The 14,123-nt window shown below is 33.1% G+C and carries 14 protein-coding genes; 9 read left to right on the forward strand and 5 right to left on the reverse strand.

Annotation, left to right across the window (positions count from 1 at the left end):
* Positions 1-48: 48 nt before the first annotated feature.
* Entirely contained in the window at positions 49-1,410 is a 1,362-nt protein-coding gene (locus HJ01_RS00685; RefSeq protein WP_007136314.1) for an exonuclease domain-containing protein, read from the reverse strand.
* Between the two features lie 1,583 nt (positions 1,411-2,993).
* Here HJ01_RS00685 and HJ01_RS00695 point away from each other — a divergent pair.
* The 9 genes from HJ01_RS00695 to HJ01_RS17845 all read left to right on the forward strand — a co-directional run bounded on the left by HJ01_RS00695 (position 2,994) and on the right by HJ01_RS17845 (position 10,326).
* Positions 2,994-3,746, forward strand: a complete 753-nt coding sequence (locus HJ01_RS00695) for a PRC-barrel domain-containing protein (RefSeq protein WP_007136316.1) — start codon at positions 2,994-2,996, stop codon at positions 3,744-3,746.
* A 10-nt stretch (positions 3,747-3,756) separates the two neighbouring features.
* Positions 3,757-3,978, forward strand: coding sequence for a hypothetical protein (locus HJ01_RS00700; protein WP_007136317.1), 222 nt, complete (start codon positions 3,757-3,759; stop codon positions 3,976-3,978).
* Between the two features lie 250 nt (positions 3,979-4,228).
* Positions 4,229-4,756: a DUF4833 domain-containing protein gene (locus tag HJ01_RS00705; protein WP_007136318.1), complete on the forward strand. Its 528-nt coding sequence runs from the start codon at positions 4,229-4,231 to the stop codon at positions 4,754-4,756.
* Between the two features lie 450 nt (positions 4,757-5,206).
* A complete protein-coding gene (locus HJ01_RS00710) occupies positions 5,207-6,706 on the forward strand; it encodes a trypsin-like peptidase domain-containing protein (RefSeq protein ID WP_007136319.1) in 1,500 nt (499 codons plus the stop codon).
* Positions 6,707-6,853: 147 nt separating this feature from the next.
* The gene (locus HJ01_RS17950) at positions 6,854-6,988 is read left to right on the forward strand and encodes a hypothetical protein (protein ID WP_007136320.1); all 135 of its coding nucleotides are present in this window, start codon (positions 6,854-6,856) and stop codon (positions 6,986-6,988) included.
* Between the two features lie 443 nt (positions 6,989-7,431).
* A complete protein-coding gene (locus HJ01_RS00715; RefSeq protein WP_007136322.1) occupies positions 7,432-7,812 on the forward strand; it encodes a mechanosensitive ion channel family protein in 381 nt (126 codons plus the stop codon).
* 356 nt (positions 7,813-8,168) lie between these two features.
* On the forward strand, positions 8,169-8,591 hold the full coding sequence (locus tag HJ01_RS00720; RefSeq protein WP_238531054.1) for a DUF2141 domain-containing protein: 423 nt from the start codon (positions 8,169-8,171) through the stop codon (positions 8,589-8,591).
* A 389-nt stretch (positions 8,592-8,980) separates the two neighbouring features.
* On the forward strand, positions 8,981-10,084 hold the full coding sequence (locus HJ01_RS00725) for an AI-2E family transporter (RefSeq protein ID WP_007136324.1): 1,104 nt from the start codon (positions 8,981-8,983) through the stop codon (positions 10,082-10,084).
* A gap of 65 nt (positions 10,085-10,149) precedes the next feature.
* A complete protein-coding gene (locus HJ01_RS17845; RefSeq protein WP_007136325.1) occupies positions 10,150-10,326 on the forward strand; it encodes a cation transporter in 177 nt (58 codons plus the stop codon).
* Between the two features lie 349 nt (positions 10,327-10,675).
* Here the strand turns inward: HJ01_RS17845 and HJ01_RS17585 are convergent, their stop codons facing one another.
* From HJ01_RS17585 to HJ01_RS00740, 4 genes are all read right to left on the reverse strand, one after another.
* A complete protein-coding gene (locus HJ01_RS17585; protein WP_157999912.1) occupies positions 10,676-10,846 on the reverse strand; it encodes a hypothetical protein in 171 nt (56 codons plus the stop codon).
* Between the two features lie 170 nt (positions 10,847-11,016).
* Complete coding sequence (locus tag HJ01_RS00730) at positions 11,017-11,895, reverse strand: site-specific integrase (RefSeq protein ID WP_007136328.1); 879 nt, start codon at positions 11,893-11,895, stop codon at positions 11,017-11,019.
* 961 nt (positions 11,896-12,856) lie between these two features.
* Complete coding sequence (locus HJ01_RS00735) at positions 12,857-13,741, reverse strand: BadF/BadG/BcrA/BcrD ATPase family protein (RefSeq protein WP_050855198.1); 885 nt, start codon at positions 13,739-13,741, stop codon at positions 12,857-12,859.
* Positions 13,728-14,069, reverse strand: coding sequence for a hypothetical protein (locus HJ01_RS00740; protein ID WP_040473558.1), 342 nt, complete (start codon positions 14,067-14,069; stop codon positions 13,728-13,730). The genes HJ01_RS00735 and HJ01_RS00740 overlap by 14 nt, the downstream gene beginning before the upstream one ends.
* Positions 14,070-14,123: the final 54 nt, after the last annotated feature.

Genomic DNA, 14,123 nt, shown 5'->3' on the forward strand with positions numbered 1-14,123 from the left:
GCATATTATGCCGTCCCATTCAAGCAGGAGATGAATAAAGTTCAAAAATCAGAAATTCACAATTTTCATCAGTTTGTCTTTTCGCAAAAAACGTTGAATAATATTTCGCGCATCGCGATTGTTCTGCATGGGTATAAGTATGTTTTTTAGGTTTTCGATCTGGGAAATTGGGGAATTCAAATCATAAAAAGCGTAGCCCTTGTAAATTCCGTTTTCAATCAAAACTGCGCTGAGTTCACTACTATTCCTACCTCTGTCATGGAGTATCATACTATCCGCTTCGAAACTGCTTTTATCAATAAATTTTTGAACCCTTTCATTGTATTCTTCAGGTAAAACAGAGCCAATGCAGGCACCATCACATTCTTTTATTTGATATTGAAAACATGCCTTTTTTGTTTGGTATAAACCGGTAAATTTTTGGCATAAACGGTAGTGTGATGTAATGCTGAACAGGCTGTTTTTGGCTTCTTGCAGGGAAGCAAAGGAGGTGATTTCTTTTTTTTGACCATCTGCTTTTTGCAATTTTAAATTCAAATAGCCATTTTCATCTTTCTCAGCGTACAGTACAAACTGAAAAATACTCTTTCTTTGCGCACGATTATAGATGGGTTTGTTGATTTTTATCTCTTCGCTTTCTTTCAATAAAGCAATGAGTTCACTTCCGGTTTCATAATAAGTTAGGGCAAAAACGTCAGTTTGAATTTTCTTGCATTTGCTGGAAGTTCCTGTAAAATGCTGCTTGATTCGTTTATAAATGTTGTTGCTTTTGCCAACATAAATCAACTTTCCTTTTTGATTGTGCATGTAATAAACGCCGGTAGTGCAAGGCGCACTTTCTAAAAGGTTCTTCAATTTGGGAGCAATTCCTTTTTGGACTTCACATTTGATGTGCTCTTCTACTATTTCATTATTGAGATCCGTATCCAAAAATAGTTTAAACAATTTCAGGGTGGCCAACGCATCGCCACTCGCACGGTGGCGCTCTGCGATAGGAATTCCCAAAGCACGAACTAATTTACCCAAACTGTAGGAAGCTTGTTTGGGCAATAATCTTTTGGATAATTCTACCGTGCAAAGTGTTTTTTGATTAAAATCATATCCCAAACGCAGAAATTCAGTGCGAAGAATTCGATAATCAAAACTGGCATTGTGTGCTACCAAAACACAATCCTTGGTCATTTCAATAATGCGTTTGGCCACTTCAAAAAATTTTGGAGCGCTTTGTAACATCTCATTATTTATCCCAGTTAATTGTACCACAAAAGGCTGAATCGGGATTTCAGGATTGATCAAACTAATAAATCGATCTACAATTTGGTGACCATCATATCTATAAATGGCGATTTCGGTAATCCCTTCTTTATTGAATTCTCCTCCGGTAGTTTCGATGTCAAGTATTGCGTACAAAATTCAGTGTTCAATTTACGGTGTTCACTTTACAGGATTTCTGCAAGCAGTTTTCTTGCAGCAAAGATACTACTTCCTGTCCGAACTACTGGGCATCCCTTATTCAATTGCGAGCGAATTATCACTGGACATTACCGTGGAACGAGTTTTAGCTTTTGTGCTTTAGAGACCCCAGCACTTCCTACTAAAATCAATGGAAATTATCTAATCCCAAAAGGAGAAGTGTATAAAAAATGATTTAGATTTGATCCAAAATAAAAGAAACCTATCTTCTATCCCTAAACCCGCTCCCGCACGAAATCGAAGATTCGACGCAGTCACCCGAGGCAAATGGCCGAATTGTGCTTAGCAAATCCTTTAGTGTGGTTGATTCCCCTACTGCACAAAATGAAATTCGTCGAATACCATCCTTTCATTTGGAACGTTATAATTATGCTCTTATATGTACTAAAAATCAGTCAAATAGTTGCATATCTAAGATATTTTTTATGCTTTCTATTGGGATCAAGAGTCCCGATTTATCGGGATGCCAACCGATCAGCTCAAGACAAGGTGGCTTAGTATGTGGGACAGTCGTCCAAATGTGTTGAGAAACCACAATTCTTATCATCATTTCAAGACCTAACAAAAGTGTAACTTTAAATTTGTTATGTTATGGATGCTGTCAGTGAATTCCCCGATTACATAGGTTTTGGCCGTTTGAACCCAAAAACTATTTCCGAAAGCACAGATCAAGTCAGTGCCGACTAATTCATCCAGGACAAGCATGTTCATAGAATTACTCATAATACAGTTAATGGAAGCTGGTAAATGAAAGACATCTTTGATGACAAGGGAAACCTCAGCTCTTCAAAGAACCTTGAAAATGGAGTGTTGCAGCATTTAATTATCTGGACTGCAAACAAACCCTTTTTTCAATTTTGTCCGAGACAAAATTTACAGCCTTGGAAATATTTATTTCGAAGATTTAGTCTCAAAATAGGTATACGCATCAGAACTTTAGTCTTAGACCTGTTTCTTTTTAGACAAGGAATAGCGCGGAAGTTAATGAAAAACAATTTGAATATATTTGATTCTATTTTTTTGTTGTTGAAACTGGATTGGAAAACAAACCCGCAAATACCAAACTTTCGCATCAAGTGAAGAAAATCTCCACTCAAAAACAGATTGCTAGAAATGAGAAAAGCATAAACCATTTTCACAAATAACCAAGGGTCGTATTAATTTTTTCCTACCCTCAATTTTCTTGTTGTGGGAATTATGCAACTATTCCTCCTAATTGTGTAATGGCATTACCAGGTTAAGCTAGTATCTTCACTAAAATCGCATTAAAGTCATACATTAAAATTGTAGGCGGTGAAACAGCAAACGGTGATGTACTATACCTATTAGATCAAGATTTGGAAAAAAAGTTAGTTGAGTTCAGTTCGGCTCAAGATGCTACCACTACTAATTCCTAAGAAACAAGCTATAGGATTAGTTATAAGCTTGGGTTCTTTATTGATAATTTGAATTAATGTTCGGATGAAACCTGCTTAATTGTAGTAATGAACTAAATAATTTAAGCAATATAAAATAATAATATGAAACGAAGTATAAACAGTTTATTAAACTACACTATTAAAGGAACTGACGGTGAAATTGGAAAAGTAGAAGAGTTCTATTTTGATGATCAGACCTCAACCATAAGGTATATGGTGGTAAAAACGGGAGGATGGCTTTCCGAAAAAAAAGTTTTGATTTCGCCCGAAGTAATTCAAAAACTGGATTGCGAATCAAAAATACTATCTGTAAATCTTACGCAAGAAAAAATAAAAAACAGTCCCGATATTGAAACAGATAAACCTGTTTCAGAACAACAGGAAGAGTTGATTCGTGGATACTACTCTTGGCCAGGCTATTACGGAAAAGGAATGTATGGACACATGGGCTTAGGCATGTGGGGATATCCGTTAGTTGAAGTAAGGAAAACAGAAAAGGAAATGATACAAAGGAAAATGGAAAAGCATACTAATGACAAACCGTATCTACGCAGCACACAAGAAGTTACAGGGTATGATATTCATGCAACGGACGGCGACATAGGCGAAGTCGAAGATTTTATAATTGATGATGTAAGCTGGAAAATCCATTTTCTTATTGTGGAAACCGGCAACTGGTTTTCGGGAAAAAGAGTGATTATTTCTCCACGTTGGATTAAAGATGTAAAATGGCAGGAACAGACAGTTACTATTAATCACTCAAAGGAAGGAGTAAAAAACAGTCCCGAATATGATTCTTCGCAACCGATAAGTGATTCCTATGAGCGTTCACTCAATGACTATTACGAAAAATAAAAAATTAATTATGGAAATTTTACAAGAAGCAGAAGTATTTGAAAAAGCCAAAATGACTAATATGTCTAATAGTGATAGAGTGACAGCTTCAAGAGAAGCAAAACGACTTGTATTAGCAATCAACAAAATTTATAAGAAGACAAAAGAAGCAACCTTAATGGATATAATGAAGCGGTTAACCACCAAGAAAAAAAGAATAGATATTCGATTGAAAGGAAGACCTAATCCTTGAGCATACGACTAAATAAGTCGACATTTATACCAATATCATTTTGATAATTAACGCTGTAACTTCCCTACTTGATGAGACTTAATAGTGGCCTTAAGCTAGCGTTTTTTTTTAACAGAGTTAAGATCAAAAAAAATCGCTAAAACCAAAGTCACTAACAGCTGTTTTGTTGAATACTATAAAAAAGTTAATTAGCGTCGAAATGTAGCAATATCTTAAAATAGGCCACTATTTACCAGAAATAACAATCAATATGAAAATTATCCTTTCTTTTTTCGTGATGTTTATTTGCCTTTTTTCAGGATATTCACAAAACGACTACCCAGAACCAGCAAAAACACCTACACGATTATTTTACATTCAACATAGTGATAACCATAATACTTACGTCTATGATGCAAATATAAAAGCAGGAATTATTGATTCGTCTCAACCTATTAACTCATACCGAATAGTTTATACTCAAAATGGTATAAAAAAACCCTTGTCAAGGATACAAAAAAAATTCGCCTACGGAATGATTATATTAGATTCAAAACCTAACTTATTCAAATTAAGACTTGCTTCCAAGAAAAAAATATTTTTTTATCTCAATTATGATCAAAGTGAAGGAGCTAGAATTTATGTTACCGTAAATAAGCATAAGATGTATCTAGACAAGATGTCAATACAACTTAAAAATGGAATTTTCGGCATCAATTTAGGATTCGAATATGTTCTATTTTATGGCAAAGATTATTATTCCGGCAAACCTGTAATAGAAAAATATGAGCCGAAATAAATTCCCCTGAACACTCTATTAATTAGTATAGGGATTACAACATAATACAAAAATTACAAGAATGATGTCGAAAAATGTGTGAGATTATTCAGTAGAAATGCTAGTAAAAGCAGCTGTGAAACCCATTTACGCAATTACTAGTCATAGTTAAAGCCCTGTAAATAATGCCGTTATAAGAGGCGGAAGGCTCCATTGGATACCTGTGAGGCCTGAAGAAACAAGCCATAAATGGAATATATATCGCTATTCAACATACTATTGTGAAAAAAGCTGGGGCTGAAATAGAATCAATATATTCACTTAATAAAAATTGCTATACACAAACAAGAATAATACCCGGTCAAGAACATCTTCTAGAATTGGAAAATAGCATCAATACACATGAAAAGTTGATATTGTTTTAAAGTCATGGCGTTTTGCCTTAATAAGTTTAATATAAAAAATTACTTTATGAAAAATAAATTAATAATTATAGTTCTGTTTTCACTCATTCAAATCTTTAGCACGGGCTGTTCGGATAAAAAAAAATCACCTGATTTTGTCTCTAGTGGCGGTATTGTGAAAGCATTTTCAGCTGGCAATACAGAAATGGGGAATAAATCAAACGGAATTGGAGATTTTGTAGCCGCTTCAAAAGCGGTAACACCTGCCGTTGTTCATATTAAAACCCTCTTAAGACCGACAACAGGGAATACTAATCTTAGACAAACTTATCGCACGGAATCCAGAAACAACGTTCCTGCAATGGCTTCAGGTTCTGGCGTTTTAATATCCCAAGATGGATATATAGCAACAAACAATCATGTTATTGAAAATGCTTCAGATATTAAAGTCATATTACCTGACAAACGCGAGTTTTCAGCAGCATTAATTGGTCGTGACCCGAATACCGATCTAGCGCTTTTAAAAATAAAAGCAGAAGGACTTCCAATTGTAAAATTAGGAAATTCAGATAATGTACAGGTTGGTGAATGGGTATTGGCTGTTGGTTATCCTTTCTCACTAAATACGACCGTTACTGCAGGGATTATAAGTGCGAAGGCGAGAAGTATCGGGATAATAAACCGCCCAGGGACTAATAATTCTCAAAGTAACTCCGGTACAAGCACGAATACTGCAATTGAATCTTTTATTCAAACTGATGCAGCAATTAATCCCGGAAATAGCGGAGGCGCACTTGTAAATACAAATGGAGAACTGATTGGTATTAATAGCGCCATTGCTTCTCAAACGGGGAGCTATGCTGGATATTCATTTGCAATACCTGTAAATTTGGCTAAGAAAATTCTCGATGATCTTAAAAAGTATGGTTCCGTAAATCGGGGAATATTGGGCGTTGCATTTCCTTCACCTTTAGTTGAAGAGCGCTATTTTAAGCAACAAGATATTGCCCTTGGAACAGTAAAAGGTGTCTATATAACCAATGTAATGAACAAAAGCGCAGCATCTGAAGCAGGACTTAAAGAAGGCGATATTATACAAAGTATAGATGGAATACAACTGTCTTCATCAACAGAGTTTTCGGAAAGGATTGCTAGACATCGACCTGACGATATAATCAAATTAAGCTATTTGCGTGACGGAAAAATCAAGACTGTTTCTGCAACTTTAAAAAAGGAAACACCAACAAAGACAACATCTAATAGTAATGAATCCCTCGACCAAATTTATGATAAACTTGGTGTCAGTTTTGCGCCACTTACAGAAGGGCAGAAACAATATTTCAATATTAATTCAGGAATAGTCGTTACAAATGTTCGCAAGGGTGGTTTTTTTGACCATAATGGAATTCCCATCGGCACCATAATTGCCTATATAAACGGTAAACCTATCAATAGTTCTAAAGATATTGATCTAGCCTTTTTGTCTGCTCAAAGAGGAATTATACAAATCTTTGCGATTGCACCTGATGGATCCAAGGTGGTATTTAATCTTTCTTTAGGTACTTAATATTTGATAAAAAAGAGAACTATCTAAAGACTCAAAGCTCCAGTTTGGCAGAAAAGCAGCAGAAATAAAAGAAAGACTCGAACGGGCTATTGTCTCTCTATAACAAGATTTTTTTAGCTCTAATTTGTATATTTAAAGACGAATATTATGATGGATGGAATGAATAATGATATGAATAATGGTTGGGGAATGGCATATGGTTATGGTTGGATTATTGGCCTAGTTGTTCTTATGTTTATTATTTGGCTGGTTGTTAAGCTAGTGAATCAAAATAAAAATTAATATATACATTTTAATTATTATTTTAAAAAAAAGATGATGAAAGAAAGTCCTTCAAACATTGAAATGCGATTAGATCAAATAATAGATTTGAATATTATTCAAATTGCAACTAATGATTTTACTTATCTTAGTAGAGTGGGTTCTTAGCATTATTCAAAAAAAAGATTATTAAAATAGCTTAGACTCCCTATCGGCCAAATTTATAGGTCTTGTAAATGTTTACATCTCAGCTTTATTAAAAATAGGTTTTTTTGAATTATACTGTTTTTTTATAATGTTATTAAGTGAAGTATCCCAAGCGAATGGTGAGCATACATTCTCTGCATTATTACAATAATTTTTTGTAGATACGGGTCACATATATTAACCCATTTTAATCGATTTTGGTGGGCAACTCATGTTACACAACACAATTCAGAAAAATATAGCTTGTCTGTGGCTTTTTGCAGCATGCCTTTTACAATTTTTCGGTCTTAGAAAAAAGGCGAATTGATATAGCCGTTGAAGTTTCTTACGCAGATGATCTTGATAAAGTTGAAGATGTTGTATTGAGCACAATAAAAAACTGTGACGGAGCGATAGATAAAGATTTGACGGTTTTTGACTATTCTGAATTTGACTCTAGTTCCATCAATTTTAATATTCGATTTTGGATAGAATATCCTGGTGAACCCAGCTACTTCGCGATGAAAAACAAAGCCATCAAAGCGATTAAGAAAGCATTTGATGAACAAGATATTACTATTCCCTTTCCAATTAGAACATTGGACTTTGGAATTAAAGGCGGGCAAAAACTCTCCCAAATGGAATTGAATAAGAAGTAAATAACTAAAGAAGTAAATTAAGGTCCCAGTTTATGAAAATTCCAATGCACGAAAGCGATCTATAAGATCCCTTTTAATTGTTAATCTATAAAATACAGTTTTTTAAAAAGATAGATGCTGCCCAATACAAAGCAACTCTATGATATCAAAACGATGGTTAAAAATGAATCAATAAGACCCATAGTGGATCTAATACAACCCTATCGAAGATGGAATAGACCCCTATGAATATCGTGTAACTTTCTAAATAATATAGTAAAATGCTAAATAATATTTTTTATAGGCTATTTTTTCGAAATGCTGAACAATTTCAAATGATCAGCTTTTCCCGAAAATTTTCCCGACTGATTTTTTGGTTGGCAATAAGTTTAGTATTGCTTCCATCAAGAGGTTTTGCTCAGATGGATTACCCTTTCATTAACGTAAAAATCCAGAATATAATTAACAATAATGGGGTTATCGCCTGTGCGCTTTTTGAATCCGAGAAAGGTTTCCCTAGTAAATCCCTAAAATTCGCATCCACGATCATATTAACACAAGTAGTAGGAAAACATGCGAGTTTTAAGTTTTCAGATATTAAACCAGGAAAATATGCTATTGTCGTAATCCATGATGAAAATCGAGACGGTAAACTTGACAGTAATCTGTTTGGGATACCTACAGAAGGCTATGGTTTTTCCAGCGGTGCAGAGGTCACAATGAGTGCTCCTTCGTTTTCTGATGCTGTATTTTCATATGACGGAGGACATCTGCAAATGTCTATCTCTCTTAACTACTAAATTTTAAAATTCAGCTTGTGTTTATCAGAAGTTTAAAGAAAGAGATATAGGTGCTGATATCGCAAATCTTAAAAAATACGAAAAGCTTCCCTGATAACAAAGATAACGCAGTAGTCTCTTTGATGGTCCCTGGTGAAAATTTAGAGTTTTTCTAGTTTGCACTTCGACTCTCTTTTTCTGAAATAAAGGTATGAATAACGTAACTTTTATTATAAAATAACCCCTTTAGAGCAATTATTTAAAGTGAAAAAATTAACTGCATAGCAGTCAAGATGATTAAATTCATTATCTTTAAATACACAACAAATATCATGCAATTGCCGAGAGATAGAACGATAAAAGAAATATAAGGAAGCAATATATAAAAATATTTGTAATAAATATATTCAATGAAAGAAGCTAAAAAAATTGATAAGATAAAAGATAAAACGGTATCTGAGGTAAAAGAAAAGGAAAATAGAACGGCTCAGGATCAGAGCAGCACTATTTCTTATTCAAAAAAAATCTGGATTGCAGGAGCAATTCTATCTTTAATGATAATTTTGTTAGTTCTGATTAAATTTATTTTTAGCATTCTTCTCCTTGTTTTGGCGGGCGTTTTAATCGCATCCTATTTTCATGGATGCGCCAATATTATTCATAAGAAATTACATTTTTCAAAAAAATGGAGTCTTGGGATTTCTACTGCTATAAATATTTTGTTATTGATTGCTTTTTTCTGGTTTGTAGGAGCAAGATTGCAACAACAAGCAACTGAGTTATCTGATACGCTTCCAAAAACAATTGCGCATTTAAGAACCCAAATGGAGCAACAGCCATTAGGAAATAAAATTTTAAATTTTCTTGAAAACTCTGGAAATTCACAAATGACCACAGCATTCGTAAAAAACTTTTTTTCTTCGGGCTTTGGAATTGTAAGCGACCTGTATATCATTTTGTTACTTGCCGCTTTTTTTATTGCAAGCCCTTCTCTTTATAAAAATGGCTTGATTAAACTGTTACCGCCAAATGCCAAAGATAAGGGCGAAAAAATCCTGGCCAAGCTCAATGAAGAGTTTAAAAAATGGCTACAAGGTCAGATTTTTGGTTTCTTTTTTATAGCAGTTCTTACAGCTTTAGGTTTATGGATTTTAGGATTACCGCTCATACTCACTTTAGCATTAATAGCTGGCTTATCCAACTTTGTTCCTAACTTCGGACCTGTAATTGCAGCCATTCCTGCAATACTTCTTGGTCTCACCCAAGGAACTTCCATAGCTGTGTTGGTTGCTTGCCTTTATGTGTTAATTCAAATTATTCAGAGTGCTGTTACCCAGCCACTCATTCAACAAAGAATGTTAAGCATTCCTCCTGCACTTATTATTTTCGGTCAGGTAGTTATGGGATTAATAGCCGGTTTCTGGGGAGTATTGTTGGCGACTCCAGTAGTAGTCGTTATAATGACCTTGGTAAACAAATTATATATTGAGAGGCAAGCTTCTCAGATAAAATAATTGAGAATGGATACAAGTATATTTTTTTGTAGTTTAATTTCTCAAACTTTTCAGATTAATTTATAATGAAGGAAAAATCTAAAATAGCTATTTATGTTGCGTTAGGCGCAAATATTGGAATAGCCGTCGTTAAATTTATTGCTGCAGCGTTTACTAGAAGTTCGTCGATGCTTTCTGAAGGCATCCACAATGCAGTTGACTCAACAAACCAACTGCTGCTACTTTTAGGAATAAATAAATAAAAGTAAAAAACCTTCGGCTAATACACATCCCTTCGGCTACGGGCAGGAACTTTATTTCTGGACTCTAATTGTTGCTTATATTCGGCATTGGAGGTGGAATGTCGATATATGAAGGTATTCATAACCCTGAGGTCAAGGGTTCAAATCCCGTCCTCGCTAAAAAAACAAACCCTTAAACATCAATTGTTTAAGGGTTTTATATTGGAATTATGTTTCGAAAATACAGACTTCAAATCTGTCAAGTGAAGAACTCGAGTGAGGAATTGTATAAATAGGGATTCAAATATCACCAATCATTAAGAAAAAAAGGTATAATTGAAATATAGTTTTTCATGGATGCCTTTTCTGTTTAGCCAAATATTTTAATTTCTAGAGCTCCTTTTGCAATCACAGCCGAAAGTTTAGGATCTAAATAAAATCTCTTTAGCACTTCATTAGACGAATGAGATGAAACAATCATCGTATCATCACCCATTACTCTATTGACCCAAGTAAAATATGTTTTTCGTAAATTTTTCAAACTATAATCTTTATTAATTCCGGTACTTTTCCATTAATGCGAAAAAGATTTGGACAAAAGATCCATCAGAGAATTCACGTTCATATCGCGATCTGGACATAAAATATAATCATCCGTCAAATACTTTTCATTGTGTCCCATCTCACCAAGCAACTCCATCAATTGGGTAGTTATTGCAATAGGCTTAATATATTTGACCTATTTTTAATTCTCTGCACTTTTATATTATCAATATACATAAATTTGACACTCTTATTAAAATTATGAAAATCATTCCACTTCATAACCACTAATTCTTCTCTTCTACATCCAGTTAATAAAAATAGTTTGTAAGCCTGTTTTAAATATGACCTATACAGATTTTTCTTTTCTCCTTTTCCACCTAACTTAAATATTGGGTCTGCTGTATCAACAGCTTCCAAAACTGTTTGAAACTCTTCTTTTATTATGGTTTTAATTACAGAACTACCAGTGTCCTTAACTATATAGGTTCGAAACGGATTCCTCATATCAATTTCCTCAATGTCGATTAAAAATTCAAAGAAACCTTTCAAAGTACCCATAAATTTTTTTAATGTCTTTTCTTTATATTTATTATCTGCCCACTTAAAAAAATCAGAAACTTCATCTCGAGCTATATCCTTTACCCGAAGTTTTGTAATATTCTTTTTTTTATGCACATTTTGCGAATAAAATTTACAATAACGTAACAGCTCTTTTCTATGCCCAACACTAATATCTTTTTTAAGAAGGGCATAATTACTCTCACCATTGAGATATTGACTATATCTAATTACTGCATCAGCAAGAGAATAATCATTTCTTATATCTTCATCTAGTACGTTTTCAATTATTTCATTCCCAATTGTAGTAAATTCAGTTGCATTCAATTCTTTTTCAAATGCAATTGCTTCAATTAAGGCATCAGCATAATCAGTAGCTTCTAATATTTTAGTCCCAAGAACATGAATCCGAACCCTGTAAACTTGACTATCAAAATGCTTATAATTACTATTGCCTAAATTACAAACGCGACAAAATATCTTCATGCCTTTATATGCTTTTTTGGGAAGGACTAACTTATTAATGACAAAAGCTGTTTATACAATTCCTCATCGCTTTTATTTCTCTTAACTTTAGTGGTAGGTCTATAATCGACCATAATTTTTAACTCGAACATTATTAATTCAAACAATACTTCGTTTTTGATCGTTTTTTGATAATACGCTTCCATCCTTTAGGATCTCTCCGTTGACGATCTTTAACATACGCCAAAATCATAACACACTAAAAATCTATCTTATATTGACGGATTTGTGTTTTTATCAAATCAAAACACAGTTTATAGTAAACAATATGTTAATCGTAAACTCAAAGAAATGTTTGCTTCTAAATCATTAGGTGTTTCAACCCACAGTCTCAGGAAAACTTTTGGTCGACAGGTGTGGTCAAATAATGACGAAAGTAATAAAGCATTACTCTACCTTAGTGGGCTGTTTAATCATTCATCACCAGCAATTACCAAAAGGTACTTGGGCATAAGACAAGAAGAGTTAGATGACATCTATATGAGTTTATAATAAGGAATTGAATTTAGCTCAATCAAACCATTATTTTCGACCTAATTATTGCCTTTTACGATTTAGAATTGATGAAATATATGGCATTGAAAAAACGATTAAGTCTCAATAAACAACAAGAGTCATTTCTAATAAAATTTTTATAAGATATTGAAATAACAAACATAAATATTACACAACATCATTATTATACTTAAGATACTGATTTATATCGTATCAAATCAATTAAACTTCTTCAATAAATAATTTTCTTGGTTTCACTAGGTAGTTAAAAGTGTTGCTAACAAGTCACAGATAATTCACTATTGTTTTTTTGCAATAAGTTTTTTAACCTTCCGCTCGGCGTAACTTACCCACAACACTTATTTTATTGAAGTCGTTAAAATATTACAAATTAACTAAAAAATCCATAAGTAAGTAACTTAATTATTTATGACATTTGAGTCCTTGAACTACTACATAATTTTGAAATTAGATTATCTATTGGTGCTTTTACAAAGGAACCTACTTTGTAACCTCTTTTATTAGCTTCTTGTAAAATATCTTGCTGTAAAAAATAGGCAATAGTTCCAACAAAATGTAATGGGACTTTCTTAAGTTCCAAAGCATAAGGATTTATTAAATTGTCAAAAATCTGACAAACACCTTTCTTTATCATTTCTTGTATGAATGGATGAGATCTATTTTCAATTAGAAACACTGCATAATTTGCTAAATATCCACTACCGTTCTCCTTCTCATATAAATTTTCCAAAATAATATTTTCATTAAGATTAAATGATTTTGAGAATTTGTACTTCAAAATCGAGGGCGTTTTCTTATAAAAAAAAGCCCTTAACAATTCTTTTCCAAAATAATTACCACTACCATCATCCATAACTAAAAATCCTAAAGAGGTTATACGTCTGTGTATCTTATCTCCGTCGTAGTAGCAACTATTTGAACCTGTACCAACAATACATATAACTGCATGTTTATCTGTGGTTCCAAATACTGCTGCTGCTAAGTCCTCATAAACATTTATGAAAGCATTTGGGAAGACCTCTTTAAGAATATCTGTGATTCCATCCTTAGCTTTTTGATCACCACATCCAGCACCATAAAAGTTGACCTTCGAAATGGATTCTTTTAATTGAATTAATTCAGGAGATTGCTTTATTATTTGTATTATTTGCTTTTTGTTTAAAAGTTTAGGGTTTATACCCTTAGTTCTTATTTTAGTAATTATTCCTGTTTCTACATTTAACAAAATCCAATCACATTTTGTAGATCCGCTATCCGCCGTTAATATCATGATGTTATTATTGTAATTCATAAGTGATTGGATTATTGAACCCATATATTTGACAAATATTGTTGTAAATAAATATTACTTTAACTAACATATTAAAGCAACTCTTTTTTGATTTACTTATAACTATAAACTCTATAATTTCATCATTAAGTTGAAAATTACAATCGATGCTAAAAGATCCGTTTGGATAATATATTATTAACCCTGAAGTTTCATCCTGTAGATATACATCAAACTCTCCAGAAACCCAATTTATTAACTTTGAATAGATTTCTTTTGAATCAATAGGTTTCTTTTGAATCAATTTATAGTAGGGAGCTTCATACGTTATGTCTATTTTGTAATCCATACTAATTTTAATAAAAGACTACCATAAATGCTTTTAAAATAAAACCACTTTTGG

Source organism: Flavobacterium frigoris PS1 (assembly GCF_000252125.1).
Lineage (GTDB): Bacteria > Bacteroidota > Bacteroidia > Flavobacteriales > Flavobacteriaceae > Flavobacterium > Flavobacterium frigoris_A.

Coding starts and splice junctions, on each gene's coding strand:
- HJ01_RS17950 (WP_007136320.1), top strand. CDS start 6,854: ATGATGGATGGAATGAATAATGATATGAATAATGGTTGGGGAATGGCA.
- HJ01_RS00705 (WP_007136318.1), top strand. CDS start 4,229: ATGAAAATTATCCTTTCTTTTTTCGTGATGTTTATTTGCCTTTTTTCA.
- HJ01_RS00700 (WP_007136317.1), top strand. CDS start 3,757: ATGGAAATTTTACAAGAAGCAGAAGTATTTGAAAAAGCCAAAATGACT.
- HJ01_RS17845 (WP_007136325.1), top strand. CDS start 10,150: ATGAAGGAAAAATCTAAAATAGCTATTTATGTTGCGTTAGGCGCAAAT.
- HJ01_RS00710 (WP_007136319.1), top strand. CDS start 5,207: ATGAAAAATAAATTAATAATTATAGTTCTGTTTTCACTCATTCAAATC.
- HJ01_RS00725 (WP_007136324.1), top strand. CDS start 8,981: ATGAAAGAAGCTAAAAAAATTGATAAGATAAAAGATAAAACGGTATCT.
- HJ01_RS00695 (WP_007136316.1), top strand. CDS start 2,994: ATGAAACGAAGTATAAACAGTTTATTAAACTACACTATTAAAGGAACT.
- HJ01_RS00735 (WP_050855198.1), bottom strand. CDS start 13,741: ATGAATTACAATAATAACATCATGATATTAACGGCGGATAGCGGATCT.
- HJ01_RS00730 (WP_007136328.1), bottom strand. CDS start 11,895: ATGAAGATATTTTGTCGCGTTTGTAATTTAGGCAATAGTAATTATAAG.
- HJ01_RS00740 (WP_040473558.1), bottom strand. CDS start 14,069: ATGGATTACAAAATAGACATAACGTATGAAGCTCCCTACTATAAATTG.